Origin of the sequence: Aquihabitans sp. McL0605, from assembly GCF_049993875.1 — a bacterium.
Classification (GTDB): Bacteria; Actinomycetota; Acidimicrobiia; order Acidimicrobiales; family Iamiaceae; genus Aquihabitans.
Genome location: NZ_CP188252.1, coordinates 2,041,488 through 2,066,361 on the forward strand (window position 1 = coordinate 2,041,488; position 24,874 = coordinate 2,066,361).

Genomic DNA, 24,874 nt, shown 5'->3' on the forward strand with positions numbered 1-24,874 from the left:
CCTCAGCAGACTCGGTGGACGGCGTCGGTGTAGATCTCCGAGAGGCGCTTGGCGCCCCCCGGGGTGGGGTGCACCCCGTCCCGCCGCGTGATCAGCTCGCCCAGAGGAGCCGCCTCGACGGCCTTGCGCCAATCGTCGACGACGTGGACGTGCGGATACGAGCCGGCGGTCTCGGCGACCCGCCGGTTCCACTCCGCCACCTCCTTCTCCCGCAGGGGGATCGGCGGGAGCGTGAGCCACACGGCGCAGTCGAACCGGTTGGCGAGGGCCATGACGCGCGCCAGCGCCGGGCTGTCGGCGTGCTGCTTGAGCACGTCGTTGTACCCGATGAGGACGGCCACCTGCCGGAGCTCGTCGTCCTTGGCCCGCCGGTCCACCTCGCGCGTGACCAGCGGGAGCATGTCCGACGACGTGAACCCGACGCGTGCGAGGACCTCGGGGCTGTCCGAGTGCATCTCTTCGTCGAGCTGCTTCGTCGACATGTAGGTGACGGAGTCGCCGACGAACAAGATGCCCGGCGCGATCGGCGCCGGGCGCCGCCAGAACCAGATCCCGACGGCGGCGATGGCGACGACGACGATGACGACGGCGACCCGGGCACCGGGTCGATCGCTGGCGCTCACGCGTGCCTGGGTTCTGCGGACCGGAACCCGCCGTCGTGCCGGCGAGGTGCGAGGCCGGCGGGGGCGAGGTCGTAGGTCCGGCCGCAACGCTCGCAGCGGCCGTGGCTCGGCCGGTCCCCTGCTCGGCGTGGTGCCAGCACGACCCAGCCATCGCAGGTCGGGCAGCACATGCGGACATCCATCGGTCCTCCAGACGGCGAGGCCCCGGGTGGGGACCCTGACCTCCCTCGGGTACCCGGACCGGCCCGCCGTCAGTCCCCGGCGCCGATGGGTCTGGTCGGGGAGGACGATCGAACGCAACGGCCTGGTGCGACCCCGAGGCGTACCGAACTTCGTTCGGTTTGCCCGTGGCCTCAGTCGGGTAGCGGACGATCTGACGGAGCCCCGTGCCCATGCCCCCGCGAGTGTTGCGGGGCTCCGTCTTTCCATCCAGGGGGAGAACACAGCGGGCAACACCCTCACTTCTGACAAGGAATCGGCGCGCAGACCGAGGCTTGATCGCGCCCGCGCCCGGCCCGTGGCCTGGTCGGATCAGACCAACGAGGTGATGAACGCCACCGCGTCGAGGGCGCTCGCCGTGATCATCACCCCGGACTGCGCGGCTTCGAACGCCACCGCAGCGACGCCCCCCACCACGATCGGTGCTGCCGTGACCGAACGGATCGCGTCGATCGCCCCGGAGACGGCGCGCTCGTTGTCCGCCGTGCTCACGGCGATGCCGACCGCGACGAGCGACGGGGAGCTCACCCCTGCGCTCGCGGACGCCTCAGCCCACGAATCCGCCGGAACGTCGGCGCCGAGGTCGACCACGTCGAAGTGCTCGCCGCGAAGCAGGTCTCGCACGATCGCCGTCGGGAGCGCGTGGTGGTCGCCTGCCGGCGCGCCGAGCACGACGACGCCTCGAGCCAGCCCTCGCCGGGCGAACTGCGGCCCGAGCCGTGCGATGACGCGGGTCGCGATCGTGGTGGCAAGGTGCTCGTCGACCACCGTCACCTCGCCTCGGTCCCATCGGGCACCGATGGAGCCCATGGCGGTGGCGATGATCCCCACCATCACCTCGGCAGGCTCCCGGCCGTTCACCAGCTCCTCCTCGACGACCGTCCAGGCGCCGGCCTCGTCGCCGGCGAGCAGCCTGGCCTCGAACCGAGTCGCCGCGTCGCCCTTCGGCCCGGAGACCGCGCCGGGCCCGCCGCCGCCCAGGGCGTCGACGTCGACCGAATCGACCTGCCAGATCCTTCCGACCTTCACGGCGCGGAGGCGCCCGGTGCGCACGTAGCGGTACGCCGTCATGTAGTGGACGCCCAGTCGCTCGGCGGCCTCGTCCAGCGTCAGCAACTGACCGCCGGTCATGGGGTCCCGCCCCGGGCAGCTCCATGTGGCATCGACATGATCCTCTCCTGGTCCCGAAGTATTTAGCACTAAATGTCATCCGGCTGAGAGTTGGCGCCGTAGGAAACCTGAAACCACCCAACTCCCCCGGAGGGATCCATCATGCGAACCAAGCTCACCGCCGGCCTGCTCGCCGTCGCCACCCTGGCCGGAGCGGCGATCGCCGGCCAGCCGCTCGCCTCGGGCGCCGCCCCGAAGGCCTCCGCCCCGTCGAAGGTGTACGTCATCCACGGGCTGCCGCTCGACGACAAGGGCACCAAGGTCGACGTCTACGCCGGTGCTGCCGGCGGGGCGGTCGGAGACGCCGGTCTGCTCGCCGACGACTTCACCTTCAAGCACGTTGCCGGGCCGGTCTCGCTGGCACCGGCCTCGTACACCGTGTACATCGCCGCGCCCACCGCCGACGACGACGGCAAGCTCAGCGCCAGCGAGGTGATCTTCTCCAAGACCCTCGACGTGCCCTCGGGCAAGAACCTGTCGGCCATCGCCAGCTTCGACGGCAGCGGCAAGCCGACCATCAACGTGTTCAACAACAGCACCACCAAGGCGCCCGCCGGCGGCGGTCGGGTCTCGATCCGGCACGCCGCCAATGCACCAGCCGTCAACGTCGACCTCGGGTACTACCCGTGGAACCGGACCTTCAGCTTCTTCAACCGGCGCTACGGCCCCGCCGAGAACGGTCAGCAGGCCGACGTCACCACGATGGCCGGCCGCTACGACGTCGTCGTGCACGTCGCCGGCAGCGGGGCTCGGGTCGCCGCCGTCCCGCGCTTGCGAGTGGCCGCCAACCAGCTGACCGCCGTCTACGCCGTCGGCACGCCCGGCTCCAACTTCGGGTTCATCATCCAGAGGATCAACCTCTGACCCGCACCTTCCCCACCCATCGGGGCCCGGCCGTTCGGCCGGGCCCCGATCTGCGGTTTCATCGGGGCCAGGGCGCGCGTCGCCTTGCTGGTCGCGACGGGCTCCACCCGTACGAGCCGATGCTTGCCCGCATGGCCGCCCGAGCGGAGCTGCCGGGAGCCCCTTGGGGAGGCTCAACGCAACGGAGCAGCCGGCCTGTTCAGAGGTGGATCTCCGAGAGGCGGGCATCGAGCGCCCGAGCGAGACCCTGGGCGGCATCGTCACCCATGCGCTTGAAGATGCGCTCGAACGCTGGGTTCAAGAGCTGAAGGGGCCCGCGGGGGCGGAGATCGGCGCGGTAGGTGACCCGTGTCCCGGTGGGGATCGGCTCGACGAGCATCGTGTCGGTCGAGCGGACCAGAGGATGGGTCCCCTGCGCGGTCACACGCTTTGGAGCGTCGAACTCGGTGATCGTGTAGTGCATCGAGATCAGCCCGACCTTCAGTCGGTACCCGGCGGCGAACCCGGGGCCATCGCCCTCGACCTGCACCGATCGCTTCGTCCCCGGGTCCCATTCCGCGAAGTTCGTGAGGTCGGCAAGGTAGGCGAACACCGATTCGGGGGTCCGTCCGGTCTCCATCGTGGTCGTGAACTCGATCATCGAGTGCCGCTCGTTGCGAGGTGGGTGATGATGGCCTCGCTGAAGGCGGGGATGTCGTCAGGGTTGCGGCTGGTGATCAGGGTCCCGGTGGCCGCGGTGTCGACGACGACCTCTTGGTCGACCCAGTTCGCCCCGGCGTTGCGCAGGTCGGTCTGGAGGCTGGGCCAGGAGGTGACCGTTCGGCCTTCGATGAGGTTCGCCTCGGCGAGGAGCCAGGGGGCGTGGCAGATCGCCGCGACCAGCTTCCCCGAGGCCGCGAAGGAGCGGACGAGGCCCATCGCGTCGTCATCCATGCGGAGGGCGTCCGGGTTCGCCACGCCCCCCGGCAGGACCAAGGCGTCGTAGTCCGCAGCGTCTGCCTTGGCGACCTGCTCGTCGGCCGGGAAGGTGTCCGCCTGATCGAGGTGGCGGAAGCCCTGGACCTCGTCGACCGTCGAGATGAGGTCCACGGCTGCACCGGCTTCCTTCACCGCGTCCCAGGGCCCGGTCAGCTCGACCTGCTCGACCCCGTCGGTGGCGAGGAACGCGATGTGCATCCCGGTGAGGTCTCGATCGTTGGCCATGGTGGCTCCTGGGGTGTCGTAGGTCTTCCCCGGTACCCGCTCAGTCCCACCCCCAGCCCAAGGCGAGCGAGGGCCCCGCGATCGCCGGCAGCGACCGAAGAAACTCGACCACGACCTGGCCTGCCTCGATCCGCCACGATCGCGAATCGGCCGACGTGGGGGACGCACCGGGGAAGTCCACCGCGATGATGAGGTGCACTTGAGCCGGGATCGGATAACGGAAGATGGCGCGCTCGATCACCACGCTGGTCTGGCGATTGTTGTCGACCTCGAAGACCACCTTGGAGCCCGGCAGGGGCCGGGTCAGGACCTACGATCGTCCGACCGTCGCCGGCGCCTCGGAACACGGAGTCTTTCTTCCGCGTTCTCTTCCGGCCCCGGGCCATTAGCTCAACTGGCAGAGCATCGGACTTTTAATCCGCTGGTTCCGGGTTCGATCCCCGGATGGCCCACCCTTACGACACAACCGCTCCGACCCGACCCACGGGTGACGGTCGGAATCGGTGGGGGGCGTCCGTACGGTGGATGCCATGCCGAAGACGCTCCCCCCTTCCCATGCCGACCTGCTCGACCTGCCGGTGTCGGCCCACCTGGGCACCGTGCGCCCGGACGGGGCGCCGCAGGTCAGCGAGATGTGGTTCGTGTGGGACGGCGAGGTGGTCCGCTTCACGCACACCAACAACCGCCAGAAGTTCAAGAACTTCGCCCACGAGCCCCGGGTCTCGTTCTCCATCGCCGACCCCGACGACCCCTACCGGTTCCTCGAGGTCCGGGGCGTCGTGGAGTCGATCGAGCCCGACCCGAACGCCGACTTCTACGTCAGCCTGCAAGAGCGGTACGGGTTCAGCATCGGCCGCGGCGACGCGCCCGTCCGCGTCGTCGTCACCGTCCGCCCCACCGGCTACATCGCCGTCTCCGGCGGCATGACCCAAGCCGAGCAGGCCGCCGCCAAGGGCTGACCGCGTGACCGCCTGACCCCGGAACTTGTTGCCGCCAGGGCTCCATCGAACACTCGGTGCAACATGTTCGGGCGGGTCGCTGAACTTGTTGCCGCCAGGGCTCCATCGAACACTCGGTGCAACATGTTCGGGCGGGTCGCTGAACTTGTTGCCGCCAGGGCTCCATCGAACACTGGCGGCAACAAGTTCGGGGTGGGTCGGAGTGACGGGCGGCTGACCCGTCACCCGCTCGGCCTCAGTAGCGGGCGTAGTAGGCGGCGCTGTCGAGGTAGTAGGCGGCTTCGGCTTCGGGGCCGCCCTTGGCGGCGGCGGCCACGGCCTTGTCGTAGTCCGCCTTCGCCGGCATCTTCTGCAGCATGCCGAGCCCGATGAGGACGGCGTCGACCTGCGGGGCGAGGTGGCGCCGGCCCTCCGACGACTCGGAGAACTGGATCATCACGCCGCCCCGGCTGAGGCCTTCGCCCATCTTGGCCGTCCAGTGCGCCAGGCCGGGCTTGTCGGCGGGCCGGTCCAGGACGTTCTGGTAGACGAGCTTCACGAAGTCGGCATCGGACACGTCCCCGTAGTGGGTCTTGAACTCCGACGACTTGGCGAAGCTGCTGGCGATGACCGACAGGCCCGATCCGTGCGCCTTCTTGTCGACCCAGTACTCCAGGCCGTTCAGGTCGGGCTCCCGGTGGAAGAACGCCTGGTAGAGGCGGGCGACCGGCTCCCGGTTCGCGGCCCACGCCGGGGCGTGGGCGAGCTTCGAGATGAGGTGCGGCACGAAGATGCGCCCGTTCTCCAGATCGGCGGTGAGCGGCGCGGCGTCGCCGATGGCGCCGCCGAAGTTGGCGATCTGGGCGTTGACGACCGACGAGAGGGCGAGGTGCGGGCCCTCCGACTCGACCATCCGGACGAACACGTCGTCACGGGTGTTCGTGTCGCCGGCGACCAGGTTGCTCGACTTGGTCACGAACGCCACCACCGACCCGTCGGCGCTGATCGAGCCCTCGAAGTTGGCCTCGTCGTTGCCGAGGTTGAGCCCGAGCGACTGGTCGACCGCCACCGTGAACTGCGTCTTGAGGTTCCGCTCGAACCAGTTCTGGTGGCCGAGCCCGTCGCCGGGGACCAGGTTCGAGGCGCCGCTGCGGAACAGGACGGACTGGCCGTCGGCGCTGATGTGCGGCGAGTTGGCGTGGCCGTTCCCCTGGATGGAGGTGGCCCCGAGGCTGACCCGCTGGGTCACGTCGTTCACGAGGTCGTGGACGAACACGTCGGTCGCGAGGTTGGTGTCGCCGGCGACCAGATCGGTCGCGTCGGACAGGAACGCCACGTAGCGGCCGTCCTTGCTGACCGAGCCGGTGTTCGAGTTCTTCGACGCCTGGGACGAGCCGAACCCGAGCGAGGCCCGCACGGTGGTGCCCGTCGACACGGTCCGCTCGAACACGTCCGCCCAGGTGTTGGTGTCGTTGGCGATGAGGTTGCTCCCGTACGAGGTGAACACCACGTGGTTCCCGTCCCCGGAGATCGCCGCCTGGTACGAGATGCCGTTCGCACCCACCTCGGCGCTCGAGACGTCGACCCGCTGGGTGGTGCCCGGGTAGAAGGTGTTCCGGGTCCAGACCTTCTCGTCGGCCGACACCCAGGCCACCCGGTAGCCGCTCTCGTCCATGCTCGCCTGGTAGTCGTAGACCTCCGACAGTTGACCGTTCGGGTCGACGTTGGCCCGCTCCAGCGTGTTCGCCTTGCGGTCCCGGATGAACAGGTCGTGCGCGGTGTGCGGGCCGGCGATGAGGTTGGTGGCGGAGCTCTCGAACAGCACCCGGTTGCCATCCGCGCTGATGCCCTTCACCATCACGGTGTCATCGGCCTCGGCCCCCGCCGCGTTCTTCGACACCACCTCGGTCTGGCCGGTCAGCAGGTCCTCCACCCAGGCCTGCTGGGAGCCGACCTCTTCGAACGCGAGGAACCGGCCGTCCGGCGTGAGGGCCGGCGAGTACGAGCCCCACGGCGGCTGGGTCCCGGCGCCATCGGTGCTGACGCGCATGGTGACGGCGACCTCGTGGTGCGAGCCCTGCGCGAAGGCGGGCGATGCGGCGGACGGGACGACGGCACTCGCCGCGGCCAGGGCGAGGCCGGCGACGGCACCGCGGAAGAGGAGGTTCTTGCTCATGGGAGCATCATCCGGTCCCCCACGACGAGCAGCATGAGCAATCGGTACTCATTGTGGTCCGAGACCGGCCCAGACCCCCGCTGACCAGGGCCTCGTCGGGATCGTGGCGGATCAGACCTTGACGGCCGGGCGTATCGTGCGCGGCCATGACCGCTTCCACGGATGTGCACATCGATGGGTTCGCCGAGCCGGGCTACGGCGCGGTGGCCGACGCGTTCGCCGCCAACTTCGACCGCGGCGAGCTCGGGGCCAGCTGCGCGCTGCACGTCGACGGCCAGCTCGTCGTCGACCTCTGGGGCGGCACCGCCGACCCCGTGAGCGGCCGGCCCTGGGATCGCGACACCGTGGCGATCGTGTTCTCGGTGAGCAAGGGCGTCTCGTCGATCTGCGCCCACCTGCTGGTGCAGCGCGGCCTGCTCGACCTCGACGCGCTGGTCACCGACCACTGGCCCGAGTACGGCGCAGCCGGCAAGGACGAGACCACCGTCGGCATGGTCATGAGCCACCAGAGCGGCCTGACGGTGGTGGACGGTCCCGTCACGTTCGAGGACCTGGCCGACCCCGCGGGCATGGCCGCTCGCCTCGCCGCCCAGGAGCCCCTCTTCGAGCCGGGGAGCGACCACCTGTACCAAGCGATCACGTTCAGCTGGACCCTCGGCGAGATCGTCCGCCGGGTGACGGGCAAGACCGTCGGCGCCATGGTGGCCGACGAGCTCACCGGGCCGCTGGGCCTCGACCTGTGGATCGGGCTGCCCGACGAGATCGAGCCGCGCGTCGCCCCGATCCAACCGCCCGACGTCGACCCGGCGCTCATCGCCCTGGTCCTGCCCGAGGGCGGCCTCGGCTGGCGAGCCCTCACCCTCAACGGGCTGCTGCCATCCACCGTCGCCGGCCCCGGCACGGGCATCAACGACCCCGTCGTCCACCGCGTCCAGCTCCCGGCGGCCAACGGCATCACCAACGCCCGCTCGCTCTCGCGGCTCTACGCCAACGTGATCGGCGAGGTCGACGGCCACCCGCGCCTGCTCGAGCCCGAGACCATCGCCGCCGCATCCGTCGTCCGCTCCGAGGGCAACCAGTGGGGCGAGCCGTACCTGGGCGCGTCGTGGGGCGCCGGGTTCATGCGCCCGTTCGCCCGCCAGCCGATGCTCGGCGGCTCGTCGTTCGGCCACGACGGCGCCGGCGGCTCCATCGCCTTCGCCGACCCCGAGCGCGGCGCCGCGTTCAGCCACGTCCTGAACCAGATGCTCGTGACCGCCGAGCAGGACGTCCGAACCGCCGCCCTCATGGCCGCCCTCCACACCTGCCTCGACTGACTGTGAGGATCAGCGGTGGCTCGGTCTTCGTGCTGGGCTATCGCCGATACCAGCGTTCGTGACCCTTCGACTGACTGGCTTCGTGCCTTTGACCGGACTTGTCCGGGCGTTGGTGTCGGCACCGGCCCGGCAGGGGCGACTGGCCTGATCAGGAGCCTGACCACCAGGTGATGCTGGTGTGTCCCATCACAGTCCTGCCGAACTCCTACCGGACCGGAACCACACGTCCCGTCCTGACAAGGAGAAGAACGCAGTGACCATGCTGACAGACCAGTTCGATGCCGTCATCGGTGTCGACACACACCAAGACACCCACACCGCAGCCGTCGTCGCAACCTCGACGGGTGCCGTGCTCGAGGAACTGACGGTCGGAACCGATCCCGATGGCTACGACGACCTTGTCGCTCTGGCTGACCGTCACCACGGTCTACGCGTCTGGGCGATCGAGGGAACCGGCAGCTATGGCGCTGGGCTCACCGACCACCTTCAAGCCGCCGGCGAGACGGTCATCGAGATCGAGCGCCCGAACCGCCCCGCCCGACGCGGCGGGAAGTCCGACTCGATCGACGCTGTCCGCGGTGCTCGCGAAGCCATGGGCCTCGAACATCACGCCCAGCCACGCCGTCGCGGCGCCCGCGCTGCGCTGGCGGCCACTCTGGCTGCGCGCCGTTCCGCTGTCGACGCGTCCTCAGATGCCCAGCGCCAGCTGCGTGCCCTGGTCCTCGTCGCCCCCGAGGCGCTCCGGGCCCGGTTCCGCGGCCAGTCGACGATCGTGATGACAGCGACGGCCACGGGCTTGCGGATCAATACCCGCTGGGACATCGAGACCACGGCCAGCGCCACCGCCTTGCGCTCCCTCGCCCGGCGCATCAACGCGCTCAACGACGAAGCAGCAGCACACGAAGCGACCCTCCGAGCCATCGTCATCGACTGGCGACCCGACCTTCTTGAGCTCACCGGCGTCGGCCCCATCGTCGCCGCCACCGTCTTGTGCGCATGGTCGCACCCCGGCCGCTGCCGAAGCGATGCAGCCTTCGCCAGCCTCGCTGGCGCAGCACCCCTCGAAGCCTCCTCCGGCAAACACACCGCGCACCGCCTCAACCGAGGCGGAGACCGTCAGCTCAACCGTGCCCTCCACGTCATCGCCATAAGCAGGCTCCGCTACGACCCCACCACCCGCGCCTACGCCGAACGACGCCGAGCCGACGACAACATCTCCGACCGAGCCATCCGCCGCTGCCTCAAGCGCTACATCGCCCGCCAGCTCTACAAGCAGCTCGAGAACCAGCCATCACCCACTTGACGATCCATAGGAGCGTCCCCGCCGACCCGAACAGGTGGGGCGGGACTGACCTGCAGTTTTCTACAGACTTGTAGAAAACCCCTTGACACCTCGCAGCGGCGCGCAGATCCTACAGACCTGTAGAAAACGCGGCTTCCGAGGGGATCGGCGGCCGCACCGACGCCCTCGAGGGGACACTCGTGATGGAACGAACTGCTCGCGCACCGATGCTGGCGATCCTGGCGGTGGGCTCGATCCTGCTCGCCGCGTGCGGCCACTCCGACCCGGCGCCCACCGCCGGCGACGCCACCACCACCACGGCGAAGGCCGAGGCCGCCACCGGCGACTTCGGCACGATGAAGGGCGTCTGCGGGCCCGGCGACCCCAAGTCGAGCGGCAAGGCCGTCCGCGGCGTGAGCGACAGCACCATCCAGATCGGCGTGCTCAACGACGCCACCAGCACCCTCTCCCCCGGCCTCGGTGCCGGCTACCTCGATGTGGCCAAGGCGTTCACCGACTGGTGCAACGAGGCCGGCGGCATCAACGGCCGCAAGATCGAGTTCGTGGGCCGCGACGCCCAGATCAGCCAGGCCGCGGCCCGGATCATCGACGCCTGCCAGAGCGACTTCATGCTCGTCGGCGGCGCCACGCCGTTCGACGCCAACACGGTGCAGCCCCGCGAGAAGTGCGGGCTCGGTGCCATCCCCGCCTACGCCGCATCCCCCGAGGCCATCGACAGCAAGCTCCAGGCCCTGCCCACCCGGGTGGCCAACAAGCAGGCCAACCTCGGCATGATGCGCCTGCTCGAGCCGCAGTTCGCCGATGCGTTCCAGAAGATCGGGATGATGGCGGTCGACACGCCGTCGCTGCTGAAGCCGTCGGAGTCGACGAAGGCCGCCATGCTGAACGCCGGCTACAAGATCACCTCGTACCAGAAGCTCCCCCTCACCACGGACAACTGGCGCACGGTCGTCCAGCCGCTCGTCGGCACGGCCGAGGCCGTCGCCCCCGCCCCCTCGGATCCGACCGCCCTCTTCCAGGCGATCAACGACGTCGGCTACAAGCCCACGCTCCTGTTCAACGCCATGGGCAACGCCTACAACCAGCAGCTGATCACGTCGATGAAGGCCGCTCCCATCGATGCGCCGTTCTACCTCGGGACCACGATCTACCCGCTCGAGCTCGAGGACCAGAACCCGGCCACCAAGCTGGCCCACGACCTGACCGACACGGTCGGCTCCAAGCTGCCCTGGGACGCGGGCGCCATCCCGCCGTGGGCCTCGTGGCTGCTGTTCGCCCAGTCGGCGACCGCGTGCGGCAACGACCTCACCGTCCAGTGCGTGATCGACAAGGCCACCGCCCAGAAGGACTACACCGCCGCCGGCCTGCTCTCCCCCGTCGACCTCTCGGACCCCGACGCCATCCCGCCGTGCATCGCCGTGCTCTCGGCCACCGCGAAGGGCTTCGCCTACGACGAGAAGATCACGCAGCCGACCGACGGTGACGGTGGGGTCTTCAACTGCGACCCCGAGAACGTCGTCGACGCCGACTGATCCCTGGCCGCCCTGATGCACGACTTCATCGGGTTCACCATCGCCGGACTGGTGACGGCGAGCATCTACGCCATCGTGGCGTGCGGGCTCACGCTCACGTTCACGACGACGGGCATCTTCAACTGGGCCCACGGCGCCCTGGTGGCGGTGGGCGCGTTCGCCTACTGGCAGCTCACCGTGGGCTGGGGCGTGCCGACGCCGGTGGCCATCGCCCTGTGCCTGCTCGTGCTCGGCCCGATCATGGGCGCGGTCATCGAGCTGGGGATCATGCACCGCCTCGAGGGCACCTCGGAGACCACGAAGATGGTGGTGACGCTGGCGCTGCTGCTCGGCCTGCTCGCCGCCATCACCTGGATCTGGGACCCGAGCGTCCAGCGCCTGGTCCCGCCGCTGTTCCGCGGTGACGTCGTCACCATCGCCAGCCAGCGGATCCCGTACAACGACATCATCGTGATCGGGGTCGCCCTGCTCGTGGCCGTGGCCCTCCGCTGGCTGCTGTACCGGACCCGAGCGGGCGTCGAGATGCGTGCCGCGGTCGACGATCGCACCCTGACCACGCTCAACGGCGCCTCGGTCCGCCGCACGGCGATGCAGTCGTGGGCGATCGGGTCGACGCTCGCCGTGCTCGCCGGGATCCTCATCGCCCCGAAGGCCGCCCTCACGGCCACCACCCTCGCCCTGCTGATCGTCAACGCCTACGCCGCCGCGGTGATCGGCCGCCTGCGCAGCCTGCCGATGACGTTCGCCGGCGCCCTGCTGCTCGGCCTGGTCAACGGGTACGCCCAGGGCTACATCGGCAGCCGCGACATCGCCGGCGTCCAGTACCTGACCGGGCTCATCAACGTGCTCCCCGTCGTGGTGCTGTTCATCGCCCTGCAGTTCCTGCCGCAGAGCCGCCTGCGCGGCAGCCGCTCGCTCCGGGTCCGCGAGCTCTCGCTCACCCCCACGTGGCCGGGCACGTTCGCCCTGGCCATCGGCCTGGTCGTGCTCACGGTGGCGATCGCCCCGCTGCTCGCGCCCGGCGACCTCAACTCGGTCACCCACGTGTGGGGCCTGGCGATCGTGGCGCTGTCGCTGGTGCCGCTGGTCGGGTACGCCGGCCGCCTGTCGGCGTGCCCGCTGAGCTTCGCGGCGATCGGCGCCATCGTGGCCGCCCACCTCGGCAACGGCAGCCCGCTGGTCCTCGTCGCGGTCGCCCTCGTGTCCGCCGCGGTGGGCGCCCTGGTGGCGCTCACCGCCTTCCGCCTGTCGGGCCTCTACCTGGCCCTGGCGACGGCGGCGTTCGCGGTGATGCTCGACGGCTGGATCTTCAAGCTGCCGCCGTTCACGTTCGTGCTGCGCATCCCCTTCACCGACACCACCCTCTACCGCCACCAGGTCGACCTGTTCCAGGGCGGCAACCTGGCGGTCGACCGGTTCCATGCGCTCGGCATCGATGCCACCAGCGACCACGCGTTCCTCGTGTTCAGCTCGGTGGTCTTCGCGATCCTCGTCCTGCTGGTGGCGGGGCTGCGGCGCAGCAACTTCGGGCTGCGGCTCATCGCCCTCAAGGACTCACAGGTCGGCTGCGCCACGCTCGGCATCAACGACCGGCTCGCCACCCTGGCCGTGTTCGCCCTGTCCGCGGGGATGGCCGGCATCGGCGGGGCGATCTACGGCGCCGCCATCCAGCGCCCCGCCCCCGACGTGTTCACGTTCTTCCAGGGGCTCAGCATCCTCATCGCCCTCGTCATCCTCGGGGTCAGCTCCCTCGGTGCCGCCGCCGGGGCCGGGCTGTTCCTCGGTGGGCCGGCGCTGGCCAACCTGTTCCCCTCGCTCGCCCAGCTGTCGTCGATGATGATCGGCACGGCGGGCGTGGGCCTCGGCCAGAACCCCAACGGCCTCGTGCCCACCGACCTGCGTCCCCGGTTCGATCCGGTGCTGCGGTCGCGGTTGGTGCTGGGCGTCGCGGCCGCGGTGGTCGTGGTGGCCTACGCGCTCACCCTCACCGACGTCATCGGCAACTGGGCGCTGATCGCCGTGGTCCTCGCCGTCGCCCTCGCCCTCCCGCCGGCCTCCCGCCGGGCGCTCGGCACCCAGCCGGAGCGGGCCGTGCTCGACGCCGAGGCCGACGGGCTCAGCGCCGCCCCCGAGCTGCTCGGCCTGGCCGCGCCGGTCAGCGCCGCCGATCGGGCCGTGCTCGACAAGGCGCTCGACCTGCCCCAGCTCGTGACCACGGGAGGCCGGTCGTGAGCCTCGAGGTCCGCGACGTGACGGTCCGCTTCGGCGGGCACACCGCGCTCGACGCCGTCGCGGTCGACGCCCCTGCGGGTGCGGTCACCGGGCTCATCGGCCCGAACGGCGCCGGCAAGACGACGCTGTTCAACGTCATCACCGGCGTGCAGCGCGCCGCGGGCGGCTCGGTGCTGCTCGACGGCGCCCCGCTCGACGGGCTGGCGCCCCACGCCCGCGCCAAGCGCGGCCTCGGCCGCACGTTCCAGCGCCTCGAGCTGTTCAGCAGCCTCACCGTGCGCGAGAACATCCGCGTCGCCGTGAGCGCCCGGCCCGGCCGCCAGACCACCAAGGTCGCCACCGCCACCGACGAGCTCATCGACCGCCTCGACCTCGGCGCGATCGCCGACACCAGGGCCGACTCCCTCTCCACCGGGACCGGCCGCATCGTGGAGCTGGGCCGCTGCCTGGCGCTCGACCCGAAGGTCCTGCTGCTCGACGAGCCGGCATCGGGCCAAGACGACCAGGAGACCGAGCGCTTCGCCACGGTGCTCACGGAGCTGGCCGCGGCCGGCACCGCGGTGCTCCTCGTCGAGCACGACATGGACCTGGTCATGCGGGTGTGCGACCGCATCCACGTGCTCGACTTCGGCCGCCTGCTCGCCAGCGGCACGCCCGCCGAGATCCAGGCCGACGCCAAGGTCCGCGCCGCCTACCTGGGCGACGAGGTCCCGGCATGACCGCCCACCCCACCCCCGACGCCCCCGACACCACGACCCGGGCGCCGCTCATCGGGCTGCACGCCGTCCGGGCGGGGTACGACCGCATCGAGGTGCTGCACGGGATCGATCTCGACGTGCACGCCGGCGAGGTGCTCGCCGTCCTCGGGCCCAACGGCGCCGGGAAGTCGACGCTGCTGCGCGTGCTCGCCGGCCTGCACCTCCCCACCGCGGGCGACCTCCTGATGGGCGGCCGGGTCATGACCGGCACCGACCCTGGCGTCCTCGCTCGCCGGGGCCTGTGCCTCATCCCCGAGGGCCGGGGCATCTTCCCCAACCTCACCGTCGCCGAGAACCTCTGGATGATGACCAACCGGGGGCCGTCGCGCGACCAGGTCGAGGAGCGCGCCTACGCCACGTTCCCCCGCCTCGGCGAGCGCCGCGCCCAGCTGGCCGGGAGCATGTCGGGCGGCGAGCAGCAGATGCTCGCCATGGCCCGCGCCGTGGCGACCGACCCCGGAGTTCTCCTCCTCGACGAGCTGTCGATGGGCCTGGCTCCGCTCGTGGTCGGCCAGCTCTACGAGTCGGTCGCGGCCGTGGCCGCCACCGGCGTGACCATCGTGGTCGTCGAGCAGTTCGTGCGGACCGTGCTCGACGTGGCCGACCGGGCCGCCGCCCTCGTGGGCGGTCGTATCGTCGTCTCGGGCACCCCCGCCGAGGTCGCACCCCAGCTGCACTCCGCCTATCTCACCACCGCTGCCCGCCCCACCACCGAGGTATCACCATGAGCCCCGACTCCCCGACCACCACCGAGCCCGCGGCCGACACCGCCCGCGCCGATCGCTTCCTGGCCGAGCTGTCCGACGTCAAGCACGACAGCAGCAGCCGCAACGTCACGATGAGCCGGCTGGGCGCGGCCCTGCTCGTGATCGGCGTGGTGCTGACCGTGGTGGGCGTCGTCCTCTCGCAGGCCAGCGACAACCCGCTCGACCAGTCGACCCAGGTGTCGCTCGGCCTCTGCGGGATCGCCCTCACCGTCGCCGGCCTGGCCGTGTTCCTGCGCTATTCGCTCGCCCAGTTCCTGCGCTTCTGGCTGCTCCGCCTCGTGGTCGAGCAGTCGTCCTGATGGCTGCCCCCACACCGAAGGCCACGGCCAAGGCCACCCCCAAGGCCGACCCCAAGCCGAAGGCTGCCCCCAAGCCGAAGGCCGCACCCAAGGCGAAGCCCAAGGCCAAGACGAAGGCCGGCGCCGACGACCGGGCCCGCCAGACCCGCGGCCAGGCCCGCAAGGACCAGATCATGGCCGCCGCCGTGGAGATGTTCGCCACCCGCGGCTACCGCGGCACCAGCCTCGCCGACCTCGCCGACGCCGTGGGCATGAGCCACCCGGGCCTCCTCTACTACTTCGGCACCAAGGAGCGGCTGCTCGAAGAGGTGGTCGACTCCCGCGAGACCACCGAGCGGGCCGGCTACCTCTCCTCCGCCCCCGATGGCACGTCGATCTTCCAGCTCGACGTGGTGGCCCGCTTCGTGCTCGACACGGCCGAGCTCACCCGCCTCTACGTCGTGCTCGCCGCCGAGAACATCGATGTCGACGGCCCGCTGCACGAGTTCTTCGTCGCCCGCTACCAGCGCGCCCGCCACCTGGTCGTCGCCACGCTCGAGCAGGACCAGGCCCGCGGCCAGGTCCGCGCCGACCTCGATCTGGAGCAGATCGGCGTCGAGGTGATCTCGCTGCTGATGGGCCTCGAGATCCAGTGGCTCATGGACCCCGGCGCCATCGACATGGTCGGCGTCGTCCAGCGCTACGTCGACGGCCTGCGCGGACGGCTCGCGCCGTGACCGACCCGGCCGACCCGACCCTCCCCTCGAACGAACCCTCCCCAGGAGCAACCCCGATGCAGTGGCCCGACGGATTCATGTGGGGCACCGGCGCCTCGTCCAACCAGGCGGAAGGGGCCGCCCCGGCGTCGAACTGGTGGGACTGGGAGCGCGCCGGCAAGGCCCCCGTCTCCGGCGACGGCAACGGCTTCGCCACCCGCTACGCCGAGGACTTCGCCACCCTGGCCGCGCTCGGGCTGGACCACCACCGGCTCTCGATCGAGTGGGCCCGGGTGGAACCGGAGGAAGGCGTGCACGACGAGGCGATGGTGGCCCACTACCGGGCCATCCTGCAGGCTGCCCTCGACGCCGGCGTGGAGCCGTGGGTCACGCTGCACCACTTCACCCTCCCGCGCTGGTTCGCCGAGGCGGGCGGGTTCACCACCGACGAGAACCGCACCACCCACTGGGCCCGCCACGTCGACTGGGTGGCCGACACGTTCGGCGACCTCGTCCGGGGCTGGAAGCCCGTCAACGAGGTCAACTTCTACCCGGTGGCCGCCTACGCGGGCCTCAACATCCCGCCCGGGCTGGGCGATCCGGAGCTCGCCGTCGTGGTGTCCGAGCAGCTCCACCTCGCGGCCGCCGAGGCGGCCGTCCGGCTGAAGCAGACCGGCGCGCCGGTCTCGTCGATCTTCGCCCTCATGCACCTCGAAGCGCTCGACGACAAGCCCGAGACGCTCGCCGAGCTCTCCAAGCTCGACGACGTCCACTGGCAGCCCGGCGTCGGCCTCCAGCGCGACGGCGTGCTGCGCATCCGCGGCCGCGAACCGATCGAGCGGCCCGACCTGGCCGGCGCCTACGACCTCTACGGCTTCTCGTACTACGCCAGCTTCGCGGTGCGCGACGGCGCCATGACCCTCTTCCCAGAGGAGGACGGCCCCTCCTCGCCGATCGGCTACAAGATCTGGGCCGACGGCCTCGACCGCATCCTCCGCCGGCTCCACGAGCTGCTGCCCGGCCAACCCATCCTGATCGCCGAGTACGGCGTCGGCACCCCCGACGATGCGCTCCGCGCCGCCTACCTCGAGCGGGGCCTGGCCATCACGCACGAGGCGCTGGCCGACGGGATCGACATCCGCGGCTTCTTCCACTGGACCGCGGTCGACAACTACGAGTGGATCCACGGCTACGACGTCGAGTTCGGCATCATCGACCGCGACCGCAACATCCGGCCGAGCGCCCAGGTGCTGAAGCGGGAAGCCCGGCAGTGAGCGATCCCTCCTGGGCCCTGGGCCCGTTCGAGCGCGAGCCCGCCATGGGTATCCGCCCGGCGCCCGAGCTCACCTTCGACTGCCCGGTGTCGGGCGAGACCGTGGCCTGGGCCGCCAAGGACGTCTTCAACCCGGGCGCGGTGGTGCACGAGGGCCGGGTCCACCTGCTGGTGCGCGCCGAGGACGCCGTGGGGCGCTACGCCGGCGTGTCGCGCATCGGCCTGGCCACCAGCGACGACGGCATCCACTTCGAGCTGGAGCCCGAGCCGGTCCTCCACCCCGACGACGATGCCTGGCAGGCCTGGGAGTGGCCCGGCGGCTGCGAGGACCCCCGGGTCGTCGAGGCGCCCGACGGCGGCTTCGTCTGCACCTACACCGCGTTCGACGGCAAGAATGGCGCCCTGTTCGTGGCGACGTCGCCCGACCTGCGGCAATGGACCAAGCACGGACCGGCGTTCGCCGGCACCCGGTACGCGAAGTCCACCTCGAAGAGCGGCGCGGTGCTGACCGAGGTGGTCGACGGGCGCCTCGTCGCGGCCCGGCGCGACGGCCGCTACTGGATGTACTGGGGCGAGGGCACGGCGGCCGCCGCCTCCTCGACCGACCTGGTCCGCTGGGAGCCCGTCACCTATGAGGCCGGCCGCGACCGCTACCTCACGTTCGATCCGGCGTCGCCCGGCTTCGGCCTCGAACGGGTGCCGGGCCACCACGAGCTCCGCCCGCTGCTGTTCCCCCGCCGGGGCCGGTTCGACTCGCTCCTCGTGGAGCCCGGCCCGCCCGCCGTCACCACCGACGACGGCATCGTGCTCATCTACAACGGCGCCAACCACTGGGAGGACGGCGACCCGTCGCTCCCGGCCTTCAGCTACCAGCCCGGCCAGGCCCTGTTCGACCAGCAGGACCCGCTGTCACCGATCGCCCGGACCACCGAGCCGATGCTGCGGCCCGAGGGCGACGACGAGGAGCGCGGCCAGGTGGGCAACGTGTGCTTCGCCCAGGGCCTGGTGCTGCACCGCGACCGCTGGCACCTCTACTACGGGATGGCCGACTCCCGCATCGGCTGCGCCACGGCTCCGGTCCGGTAGGTCCGCCCGTCCCGGTGGCCATCGAACTAGTGTTCGTGGTCCATCCAGGGAGGATCCCGCATGAGCAACGCAACCCAGACCCGAGACTTCCGCATGCGCCTCCGCTCGGCGCGCCAGGGCGCCGGGTTCACCCCGGGCGACCTCGCCGACGAGCTGGCCGCGTGCGGCAAGGAGATCAGCGCCGACGAGGTCAGCAACTGGGAGAACGGCAAGGGCGCGCCCAAGGAGTGGGAGCGTCCCGTGGTCGAGGCCGCCGAGATCATCCTCGGCGCCGAAGGTCAGCTCACCGAGGCCCTCGGCTGGTGAGCTGACCCCTCAGGGGCCGGAGGCTCAGGACGCCGGGGCCGTGTAGATCAGCCCGGTGTCGCCCTTGGTGATCGTGAGCGTGTGGCCCTCGATCGAGTAGGTGGTCTCGCCGGACAGGACCGTGGTCACCGCGGCCTCCACCGTGGAAGCGTCCTCGCACATCATCCGCGTCAGGGCCATGGGGGCGAACGTGAGGGTGGTGTCGGTGACCGCGACGGTGGTGCTGCCGTTGTTGCACCCGGTGAACACCTTGGCGGTGCCGTCCGCACCGATCGTCAGCGTGGGGGCCCCGGCCTTCGGCGTGGTGCTGGTGGTCACCGCGTCCTTGCTGATGGTGCTCTCGAGGGACCACTCGGTGCCGGTGAGCGGGGCGTCGGCCACGGCGGCGAGCGTGATGGTGACGTCGCCGGAGGTGAGGGTGAGGGTGTCGCCGTCGAGCTTGGCCGTGGCGCCGTCGGTGAAGAACTTGATGAGCCAGGTGTCCTGGTTCATCAGATCGTCGGGGCAGCCCATCATCGTGCCGGCCGGGGTGCCGGTCCACGCCAGCTTCCCGTCGGTGACCGCGTACGAGGAGAACAGCGTGTTGCAGCCGCCGTTGACGGAGAGGTTCCCGTCGTCGAACGTGAGCGTGAGCTGCGAGCCGGCCACCGGCGTGTAGCCCTCGACGCCGGTGGCGGTGAACTCCTTGCCATCGAGCTCGGACGCGGCGGCGCCGGCGGCCGTGGTGCTGGTCCCACCGCCCTTGGCGGCCGTGGTGGTGGTGTCCTTGGCGCCCGAGTCGCTGCTCCCGCACCCAGCCAGCAGGACGATGCCCACGATCGCGAGTGCGCCCATCCGTCCGGCCTGCCTGGTGAGGTTCCTGGTCATGACGGTGACCCTAAACCGGACATCGCTCCCGTACGGGCGACCCACGGCTCACCCTGCGGGCTGGGGCCAGTAGAACACTGGTCGTGCACGAATCGCTCCCGTTCGAAGACTCGCTCGCGTCCATCTCCACCGGCGACCTGCCCTCGCTGCTCGAGGTCGAGCAGCACCTCCACGAGGCGTACGGCCACTACCGCTACGACGACGACGGCGCCGTCGCCGACTACATCCCCGCGCTGGCGCAGGCCGACCCGTCCCTGTTCGGCGCGTCGATCGTCGGGGCCGCGGGCAACGTGGCCGACGTGGGCGACGCCGCCCACCCGTTCTCGATCCAGAGCGTCTCGAAGCCGTTCGTGTTCGCGCTCGTGTGCGATGCCCTCGGGCACGAGCAGGTGCTCGACAAGGTGGGCGTCAACGGCACGGGCCTCCCGTTCAACTCGGTGATGGCCATCGAGCTCAACCAGGACCGCACCATGAACCCCATGGTGAACGCCGGCGCCATCGCCACCACCAGCCTGATCCCGGGCCGGAGCGGTGAGGAGAAGTGGGAGTTCCTGGTCGACGGCCTGTCGCGCTTCGCCGGCCGCCGACTCGAGGTCGACGACGCCGTCTACGCGTCGGAGACGGCCACCAACCTGCGCAACCAGGGGATCGCCCACCTGCTCGACGGGTACGGGCGCCTGTACTTCGACCCCGACGAGGCCACCGACGTCTACACCCGGCAGTGCTCGCTCCTCGTCACCGCCCACGACCTGGCGGTGATGGGCGCCACCCTCGCCGACGGCGGCATCAACCCGATCACGGGCGAGCAGGCCATCGAGCCCCGCCACTGCAAGCGGGTCCTCGCCGTGCTGGCCACCGCCGGGCTCTACGAGCGCTCCGGCGAGTGGCTCTACGAGATCGGCATCCCGGGCAAGAGCGGCGTCAGCGGCGGCATGGTCGCCATCGCCCCGGGCAAGGGCGCCATCGGCACCTTCTCCCCGCCGCTCGACGACGCCGGCAACAGCGTGCGGGGCCAGCGCCTCGTGAAGTACCTGTCCGAGCGCCTGGGCCTGAACATGTTCGCCTCGAAGCCCATCGGCCTGGCGTCACCGCCCGCAGGCACCGCGCGCCGGCTGGCGTAGCGGTACGCGCCGAGGCCGGCCCCGTGAGGGACCGGCCTCGGTGAACTGCAGATGGTGGTGCGGGTCAGACGCGGGCGTCGTAGGCGGCGCTGAGCCGGATGGTGTGGGCCGCGTCGTCGAGCGTCTTGCCGTCGTTGAGGATCGGGTTGACGAGGTCGAAGAAGCCCGCCTTCGACGGGAACTTCGCCATCATCGACCGGTACATCCGGAAGACCTGCACGTGCGTGGTCTTGTCGCGGATGTTCTCGGTCGACTCCGAGAAGTTGATCATCACGTCACCGCGGTTGGCCGTCTTCTTGCTCAGCCGATCGAGCCAGTAGGTCCGGCCCGTGGGGTCGGCGGGCCGGTCGAGCACGTTCAGGTAGACGAGGTCGATGAACTGGCCGTTGTCGAGCGTGCCGTAGTCCCGCTTGAACTCCGAGGACTCCGAGAACTTCTTGGCCGCGTTGATCAGGCCCTTGCCGGCATCGAGCTGCGCCTGCCAGTAGTTGAAGCCATCGGGGTCCGGCGGCCGGTGGAAGTACGCCAGGTACAGGCGCACCAGCCGGGCATCGTCGCTGTTGCTCACGTTGGTGGGCAGCAGGCTCACGATCAGCGCATCGGGCGACGCCGTGCAGTTCGTGATGGCCGGGACCCACTGGTTGGTCTGCGCCGTGGTGGGCGCCTTGCCGGTGAAGTCCTGGTACTGCTGCTTCACCAGCGCCGTGACCGTGGGGAACGGCACCTTGTCGGCCACGCAGGGAGCGGTGGTGGTCGTCGTGGGTGGGATCACCAGGTTGAAGGTGAGCACGACCGTCGCGGCGGTCGAGTCGGTGAAGCTCGGGCTGGTCGCAGTGGCCTTGACCCACGAGGAGCCACCACCGCCGCCGCCGGCGCCCTTGCACCCGGTGCTGCTGTTGCTGCCGGCTGCGCCGCCGGCGTAGCCGCCGCCACCGCCGCCACCGACCACGTTGACCCCGGCGCCGCCGGAGCCGTTCCCGTTGCTGCCGCCAGCGGCAGCCCCACCGGAGCCGTTGACGCCGCCGGCGCCACCGGAGCCGTTCGCGCTGGCACCGACGGAACCGGAGCTGCCGGCGCCGACGCCATCAGAGGACGACGAACCAGCGCCACCAGCGCCACCAGCGCCGGAGCCGGTGCCGCTGCAGTTGCTCACGCCACCGCCGCCGCCACCACCGGCGACGACCAGGGGCGCCACCCCGGCTGCGGCCGAGGTGCACGCTGCGCCCAGGCAGGCGGCGCTGGCGCCGGCACCGCTACCGCCGGAGGAGCCCGACTGGCCGGCGATGATGCTGCCGCGACCGGTGCCACCGCCCGAGGCGTACCCGCCGGTGGCCGGGTTCGAGAACTTGCCGCCGTTGGCGCCGGCGCAGCCGACGATGGCGGAGTAGGTCTGGCCGGCGCTGGCGGCGAACGTGCCGCCGGCCGTGCTGCCGGCGCCGCCGGCCACGGTGGCGCTGCTGGCCTGCGAGCCGCTGCGGCCGCCGGCCCCGGTGGCGGCGGTGATCGAGACGGACTGGGTGTTGGCCGGAGCCGTGGTGGTCTGGACCGTTCCGCAGGTACCCGTGGGCGACCACACCGAGGTGCCGGTGGTGGGCGCTGCTGTGGTGGTGGTGGTCGAGCCCGAGCCCGCGGTGGTGGAGGTGGTCGCACCGGCGGTGGTCGTGGTGGTGGCCCCGGCCTCGATGGTGGTCGACGTGAGGGTGGCCAGCGGGGTGTTGGCATCGCACGAGACGTTGAACGAACCGGCCGCGGTGAGCGTGTAGCCCGCGCTCTGGCGGAAGGTGGTCTTGAGGACCGTGCCGCCGGCGCCGGTGGCCTTCAGCTGGAACTGGAGCGTGGGCGGGGTGAACGGCTTGCCGCTGGCGATGGGGCCGGGGACCTTGATGTTCACGGTGGAGCCGCTGATCGTGGTGGTGACGTTGCCCAGCGTGCCGCTGCCACCCGAGAAGCTGGCGGAGCCGGCGACGATGGTCGAGCCGGTCGGGGCCTGGAACGTGGTGACCATGTTCTTGATCTCGGCCGGCGGCGAGGTGCTGCCGTTGCCGGCGAGGACCACGGTGAAGGTGCCGCCCGCGGGCACGGTGGCCGGGGCGCTGGTGACGAGCGAGACGGTCTGGTTGCCGCCCACCCCGCACCCGAGGACCTGGCTGACCGTGGCGGCCCCAGCCGGGGCGCCGGTGGCGCTCACGATGGCGAGCCCGCCGGCGACAGCAGCGGCAGCCAGCAGGAGAGAACGGATGGAACGCGGCTTCATGTCGGTGGAGCTCCCCGGGGCTTCGATGAAGACGGCCTGACCATGGTGGTCAGGCAGCCGACGAGAACTCTGACACACCGTCAGAAACAGAAGCGAGTCGGGCCTGACGCACCGTCAGAAACCAGGCCCCTCGCGCCGGTGCGCCGCCTACATCCCGACGGGCGAGCCAGGGCCCATCGGGATCCCGAGCAGGAACCAGGCGGCGAAGAAGAGCAGCCAGGCCGCGAGCACGATGAGCGTGTACGGGATCATCATCGAGATGATCGTGCCGACGCCCGCATCGGGCTTGTACCGCCGGGCGACGATCACGATGAACGGCAGGTACACCATCAGCGGCGTGATGACGTTCGCCGGCGAGTCGCCCACCCGGTAGGCGGCGAGCACCGTCTGGGGGGCCACGTTGAGGCGCATGAACAGCGGGATGAAGATCGGGGCGAAGATCGCCCACTTGGGCAGCGATCCCGGGATGATGATGTCGAGCAAGACGATCACCAGGATGAACCCGATCAGGAGCGGCAGGGCGCTCACGTCGGACCGCTCGAGGAAGTCGGCCATCTTCACGGCGATCACGGTGGGCATGTTCGAGTAGTTGAAGTAGGCGATGAACTGGCTGATCAGCAGCAGCAGGAAGATCAGCGAGGCCAGCCCGGCGAACGCCTTCTCGATGCCGGCGATGACGTCGACGCTGCTCGTGAACGTCTTGGCGCCGTAGCCGAAGCCCAGGCCGGCCACCAGGAACAGCAGCGTGATGATGAAGATCAGGCTGCCCATCAGCGGGGAGTTGTTGAAGATCGCCCCGGTGTCGGGGTTGCGCAGCGGTGCGTTCGGGAAGACGGTCAGCAGCGTGATGACCGCCACCCCGACCAGGGTGAACAGGCCGGCGAACCGCAGCCCCCGCGCCTCGCCCTCGGGGATCTCGTCCTCGCCTTCGGTGGTGTCGGGCGTCCCCGTGTACTCGCCGAGCGCCGGCTCGGTGATGCGCTGGGCGATGATCGTCATCACGATCGCCACGAAGATGGTGGAGGCGATCGAGAACCACAGGTTGGCGGTGAGGTCGATCGACCGGCTCGGGTCGCTCAGGTGGATCGCCTCGTTGGTGACCTCGGTGAGGAGCCCGTCGAGCGGGGTCAGCAGCACGTTCACCGCGAACCCGGCGCTCACGCCCGCATAGGCGATGGCGAGGCCCACGATCGGATTTCGCTTCACCGAGTAGAACGCGGCCGCCGCGAGGGGGATGAGGATCAGGTAGCCCGCGTCGGTGGCCACGCTCGACAGGCCGCCCACCAGCACGATGATGAACGTGAGCGACCCACCTCCGGCGAAGCCCACGAGCTTGCGGATGAGCGCGCCCATCAACCCCGCCGCCTCCGCCACGCCGACGCCGATCATGGCGATGAACACCACCGCGACGACGCTGAACCCGGCGAAGTTGTCGACGAACGACGAGAAGAAGAACGAGATCCCGTCGCGGCTCAGCATGCTCTCGATGCGGGTGGTCTTCTGGTGGACCTCGAGGTGGCCCTCGGCGAGGTAGTCCCTCTCGACGGCGATGTCGGGCACCACCGACCCGCCCAGCTCGGTCTCGTGGGCGAGCGCCGGTGGTGGCTCGACGACGTCGTAGGTGACCTTCACGTCGAACGCGTTCAGCAGCGCAGACAGCACGATGACCACGACGCACAGGCCGAGGAAGATGATGGCGGGGTGCGGGACCTTGTTCCCGACCCGCTCGATCCCGTCGAGGAAGCGCTGGATGGCACCCCGCTTCGGAACCACGGACTCCGCAGCTGCCTCGCTCATGGACGCCCTCCGTGTCACCGCAGGCCGACCCGCGTCCACCTACCCGGAACGTACCACCACCAGGGAAGGCCCCTC

23 protein-coding genes and 1 tRNA gene are annotated in these 24,874 nt (G+C 70.6%); 15 read left to right on the forward strand and 9 right to left on the reverse strand.

The genetic code is table 11. The features are described 5' to 3' along the window. Window positions 1-2: 2 nt before the first annotated feature. Together ACPPVX_RS09370 and ACPPVX_RS09375 are read right to left on the reverse strand one after the other, a co-directional pair. Window positions 3-623, reverse strand: coding sequence for an SGNH/GDSL hydrolase family protein (locus tag ACPPVX_RS09370; protein WP_426574630.1), 621 nt, complete (start codon window positions 621-623; stop codon window positions 3-5). 531 nt (window positions 624-1,154) lie between these two features. Continuing rightward, window positions 1,155-1,973 (reverse strand): B12-binding domain-containing protein, encoded by an 819-nt coding sequence (locus ACPPVX_RS09375; RefSeq protein ID WP_426574631.1) that lies wholly within the window; start codon window positions 1,971-1,973, stop codon window positions 1,155-1,157. Window positions 1,974-2,114: 141 nt separating this feature from the next. Between ACPPVX_RS09375 and ACPPVX_RS09380 the strand changes: the two genes are divergently transcribed. Then, entirely contained in the window at window positions 2,115-2,876 is a 762-nt protein-coding gene (locus ACPPVX_RS09380; protein WP_426574632.1) for a DUF4397 domain-containing protein, read from the forward strand. 199 nt (window positions 2,877-3,075) lie between these two features. Here the strand turns inward: ACPPVX_RS09380 and ACPPVX_RS09385 are convergent, their stop codons facing one another. Genes ACPPVX_RS09385 through ACPPVX_RS09395 form a run of 3 tightly spaced genes read right to left on the reverse strand, consistent with a single transcriptional unit; the run spans window position 3,076 to window position 4,359 of the window. Then, complete coding sequence (locus ACPPVX_RS09385) at window positions 3,076-3,516, reverse strand: SRPBCC family protein (RefSeq protein WP_426574633.1); 441 nt, start codon at window positions 3,514-3,516, stop codon at window positions 3,076-3,078. After that, the gene (locus ACPPVX_RS09390; RefSeq protein WP_426574634.1) at window positions 3,513-4,079 is read right to left on the reverse strand and encodes a type 1 glutamine amidotransferase domain-containing protein; all 567 of its coding nucleotides are present in this window, start codon (window positions 4,077-4,079) and stop codon (window positions 3,513-3,515) included. Before ACPPVX_RS09390 ends, ACPPVX_RS09385 begins: the two co-directional genes overlap by 4 nt. 40 nt (window positions 4,080-4,119) lie before the next feature. Then, complete coding sequence (locus tag ACPPVX_RS09395; RefSeq protein ID WP_426574635.1) at window positions 4,120-4,359, reverse strand: hypothetical protein; 240 nt, start codon at window positions 4,357-4,359, stop codon at window positions 4,120-4,122. Window positions 4,360-4,458: 99 nt separating this feature from the next. Between ACPPVX_RS09395 and ACPPVX_RS09400 the strand changes: the two genes are divergently transcribed. Both ACPPVX_RS09400 and ACPPVX_RS09405 read left to right on the forward strand, forming a co-directional pair. Continuing rightward, window positions 4,459-4,531 (forward strand) — tRNA-Lys (locus ACPPVX_RS09400). Window positions 4,532-4,609: 78 nt separating this feature from the next. Then, window positions 4,610-5,038 carry a PPOX class F420-dependent oxidoreductase gene (locus ACPPVX_RS09405; protein WP_426574636.1) on the forward strand — a complete coding sequence of 143 codons (429 nt, stop codon included), beginning with the start codon at window positions 4,610-4,612 and terminating at the stop codon, window positions 5,036-5,038. A 235-nt stretch (window positions 5,039-5,273) separates the two neighbouring features. On the opposite strand, the gene ACPPVX_RS09410 is transcribed toward ACPPVX_RS09405, so the two are convergent. Then, window positions 5,274-7,193 carry a DUF4214 domain-containing protein gene (locus tag ACPPVX_RS09410; protein WP_426574637.1) on the reverse strand — a complete coding sequence of 640 codons (1,920 nt, stop codon included), beginning with the start codon at window positions 7,191-7,193 and terminating at the stop codon, window positions 5,274-5,276. Between the two features lie 146 nt (window positions 7,194-7,339). On the opposite strand from ACPPVX_RS09410, the gene ACPPVX_RS09415 reads away from it, so the two are divergent. The 11 genes from ACPPVX_RS09415 to ACPPVX_RS09465 all read left to right on the forward strand — a co-directional run bounded on the left by ACPPVX_RS09415 (window position 7,340) and on the right by ACPPVX_RS09465 (window position 18,760). Further along, window positions 7,340-8,509 carry a serine hydrolase domain-containing protein gene (locus ACPPVX_RS09415; protein WP_426574638.1) on the forward strand — a complete coding sequence of 390 codons (1,170 nt, stop codon included), beginning with the start codon at window positions 7,340-7,342 and terminating at the stop codon, window positions 8,507-8,509. A 253-nt stretch (window positions 8,510-8,762) separates the two neighbouring features. Further along, window positions 8,763-9,812: an IS110 family transposase gene (locus ACPPVX_RS09420; RefSeq protein WP_426575022.1), complete on the forward strand. Its 1,050-nt coding sequence runs from the start codon at window positions 8,763-8,765 to the stop codon at window positions 9,810-9,812. 182 nt (window positions 9,813-9,994) lie between these two features. Further along, window positions 9,995-11,344 carry an ABC transporter substrate-binding protein gene (locus tag ACPPVX_RS09425; RefSeq protein ID WP_426574639.1) on the forward strand — a complete coding sequence of 450 codons (1,350 nt, stop codon included), beginning with the start codon at window positions 9,995-9,997 and terminating at the stop codon, window positions 11,342-11,344. Between the two features lie 15 nt (window positions 11,345-11,359). Then, window positions 11,360-13,576, forward strand: a complete 2,217-nt coding sequence (locus tag ACPPVX_RS09430) for an ABC transporter permease (RefSeq protein WP_426574640.1) — start codon at window positions 11,360-11,362, stop codon at window positions 13,574-13,576. Further along, window positions 13,573-14,295 (forward strand): ABC transporter ATP-binding protein, encoded by a 723-nt coding sequence (locus ACPPVX_RS09435; RefSeq protein WP_426574641.1) that lies wholly within the window; start codon window positions 13,573-13,575, stop codon window positions 14,293-14,295. Before ACPPVX_RS09430 ends, ACPPVX_RS09435 begins: the two co-directional genes overlap by 4 nt. Further along, window positions 14,292-15,062, forward strand: coding sequence for an ABC transporter ATP-binding protein (locus ACPPVX_RS09440; RefSeq protein ID WP_426574642.1), 771 nt, complete (start codon window positions 14,292-14,294; stop codon window positions 15,060-15,062). The genes ACPPVX_RS09435 and ACPPVX_RS09440 overlap by 4 nt, the downstream gene beginning before the upstream one ends. Continuing rightward, window positions 15,059-15,400: a DUF3040 domain-containing protein gene (locus ACPPVX_RS09445; RefSeq protein ID WP_426574643.1), complete on the forward strand. Its 342-nt coding sequence runs from the start codon at window positions 15,059-15,061 to the stop codon at window positions 15,398-15,400. Before ACPPVX_RS09440 ends, ACPPVX_RS09445 begins: the two co-directional genes overlap by 4 nt. After that, window positions 15,400-16,116 (forward strand): TetR/AcrR family transcriptional regulator, encoded by a 717-nt coding sequence (locus ACPPVX_RS09450; protein WP_426574644.1) that lies wholly within the window; start codon window positions 15,400-15,402, stop codon window positions 16,114-16,116. The genes ACPPVX_RS09445 and ACPPVX_RS09450 overlap by 1 nt, the downstream gene beginning before the upstream one ends. Before the next feature lie 56 nt (window positions 16,117-16,172). Further along, window positions 16,173-17,369, forward strand: a complete 1,197-nt coding sequence (locus ACPPVX_RS09455; RefSeq protein WP_426574645.1) for a family 1 glycosylhydrolase — start codon at window positions 16,173-16,175, stop codon at window positions 17,367-17,369. After that, window positions 17,366-18,454, forward strand: a complete 1,089-nt coding sequence (locus ACPPVX_RS09460; protein ID WP_426574647.1) for a glycoside hydrolase family 130 protein — start codon at window positions 17,366-17,368, stop codon at window positions 18,452-18,454. The genes ACPPVX_RS09455 and ACPPVX_RS09460 overlap by 4 nt, the downstream gene beginning before the upstream one ends. A 60-nt stretch (window positions 18,455-18,514) precedes the next feature. Next, window positions 18,515-18,760, forward strand: coding sequence for a helix-turn-helix domain-containing protein (locus ACPPVX_RS09465; RefSeq protein ID WP_426574648.1), 246 nt, complete (start codon window positions 18,515-18,517; stop codon window positions 18,758-18,760). 24 nt (window positions 18,761-18,784) lie between these two features. Here ACPPVX_RS09465 and ACPPVX_RS09470 read toward each other — a convergent pair whose 3' ends face one another. Then, window positions 18,785-19,627 (reverse strand): META domain-containing protein, encoded by an 843-nt coding sequence (locus tag ACPPVX_RS09470; RefSeq protein WP_426574649.1) that lies wholly within the window; start codon window positions 19,625-19,627, stop codon window positions 18,785-18,787. An 83-nt stretch (window positions 19,628-19,710) separates the two neighbouring features. Here ACPPVX_RS09470 and glsA point away from each other — a divergent pair, with 83 nt between their 5' ends. Continuing rightward, a complete protein-coding gene (gene glsA / locus ACPPVX_RS09475; RefSeq protein WP_426574650.1) occupies window positions 19,711-20,748 on the forward strand; it encodes a glutaminase A in 1,038 nt (345 codons plus the stop codon). Between the two features lie 64 nt (window positions 20,749-20,812). Here the strand turns inward: glsA and ACPPVX_RS09480 are convergent, their stop codons facing one another. Together ACPPVX_RS09480 and ACPPVX_RS09485 are read right to left on the reverse strand one after the other, a co-directional pair. Continuing rightward, entirely contained in the window at window positions 20,813-23,002 is a 2,190-nt protein-coding gene (locus tag ACPPVX_RS09480; protein WP_426574651.1) for a DUF4214 domain-containing protein, read from the reverse strand. A gap of 147 nt (window positions 23,003-23,149) precedes the next feature. Beyond that, window positions 23,150-24,799, reverse strand: coding sequence for an AbgT family transporter (locus tag ACPPVX_RS09485; protein ID WP_426574652.1), 1,650 nt, complete (start codon window positions 24,797-24,799; stop codon window positions 23,150-23,152). Window positions 24,800-24,874: the final 75 nt, after the last annotated feature.

What these genes read in the sequence shown, in the direction of transcription:
- ACPPVX_RS09375 (WP_426574631.1), bottom strand. Translation starts at nt 1,973, where the DNA reads ATGACCGGCGGTCAGTTGCTGACGCTGGACGAGGCCGCCGAGCGACTG.
- ACPPVX_RS09380 (WP_426574632.1), top strand. Translation starts at nt 2,115, where the DNA reads ATGCGAACCAAGCTCACCGCCGGCCTGCTCGCCGTCGCCACCCTGGCC.
- ACPPVX_RS09385 (WP_426574633.1), bottom strand. Translation starts at nt 3,516, where the DNA reads ATGATCGAGTTCACGACCACGATGGAGACCGGACGGACCCCCGAATCG.
- ACPPVX_RS09390 (WP_426574634.1), bottom strand. Translation starts at nt 4,079, where the DNA reads ATGGCCAACGATCGAGACCTCACCGGGATGCACATCGCGTTCCTCGCC.
- ACPPVX_RS09405 (WP_426574636.1), top strand. Translation starts at nt 4,610, where the DNA reads ATGCCGAAGACGCTCCCCCCTTCCCATGCCGACCTGCTCGACCTGCCG.
- ACPPVX_RS09410 (WP_426574637.1), bottom strand. Translation starts at nt 7,193, where the DNA reads ATGAGCAAGAACCTCCTCTTCCGCGGTGCCGTCGCCGGCCTCGCCCTG.
- ACPPVX_RS09415 (WP_426574638.1), top strand. Translation starts at nt 7,340, where the DNA reads ATGACCGCTTCCACGGATGTGCACATCGATGGGTTCGCCGAGCCGGGC.
- ACPPVX_RS09425 (WP_426574639.1), top strand. Translation starts at nt 9,995, where the DNA reads ATGGAACGAACTGCTCGCGCACCGATGCTGGCGATCCTGGCGGTGGGC.
- ACPPVX_RS09430 (WP_426574640.1), top strand. Translation starts at nt 11,360, where the DNA reads ATGCACGACTTCATCGGGTTCACCATCGCCGGACTGGTGACGGCGAGC.
- ACPPVX_RS09440 (WP_426574642.1), top strand. Translation starts at nt 14,292, where the DNA reads ATGACCGCCCACCCCACCCCCGACGCCCCCGACACCACGACCCGGGCG.
- ACPPVX_RS09445 (WP_426574643.1), top strand. Translation starts at nt 15,059, where the DNA reads ATGAGCCCCGACTCCCCGACCACCACCGAGCCCGCGGCCGACACCGCC.
- ACPPVX_RS09450 (WP_426574644.1), top strand. Translation starts at nt 15,400, where the DNA reads ATGGCTGCCCCCACACCGAAGGCCACGGCCAAGGCCACCCCCAAGGCC.
- ACPPVX_RS09455 (WP_426574645.1), top strand. Translation starts at nt 16,173, where the DNA reads ATGCAGTGGCCCGACGGATTCATGTGGGGCACCGGCGCCTCGTCCAAC.
- ACPPVX_RS09465 (WP_426574648.1), top strand. Translation starts at nt 18,515, where the DNA reads ATGAGCAACGCAACCCAGACCCGAGACTTCCGCATGCGCCTCCGCTCG.
- ACPPVX_RS09470 (WP_426574649.1), bottom strand. Translation starts at nt 19,627, where the DNA reads ATGACCAGGAACCTCACCAGGCAGGCCGGACGGATGGGCGCACTCGCG.
- ACPPVX_RS09480 (WP_426574651.1), bottom strand. Translation starts at nt 23,002, where the DNA reads ATGAAGCCGCGTTCCATCCGTTCTCTCCTGCTGGCTGCCGCTGCTGTC.
- ACPPVX_RS09485 (WP_426574652.1), bottom strand. Translation starts at nt 24,799, where the DNA reads ATGAGCGAGGCAGCTGCGGAGTCCGTGGTTCCGAAGCGGGGTGCCATC.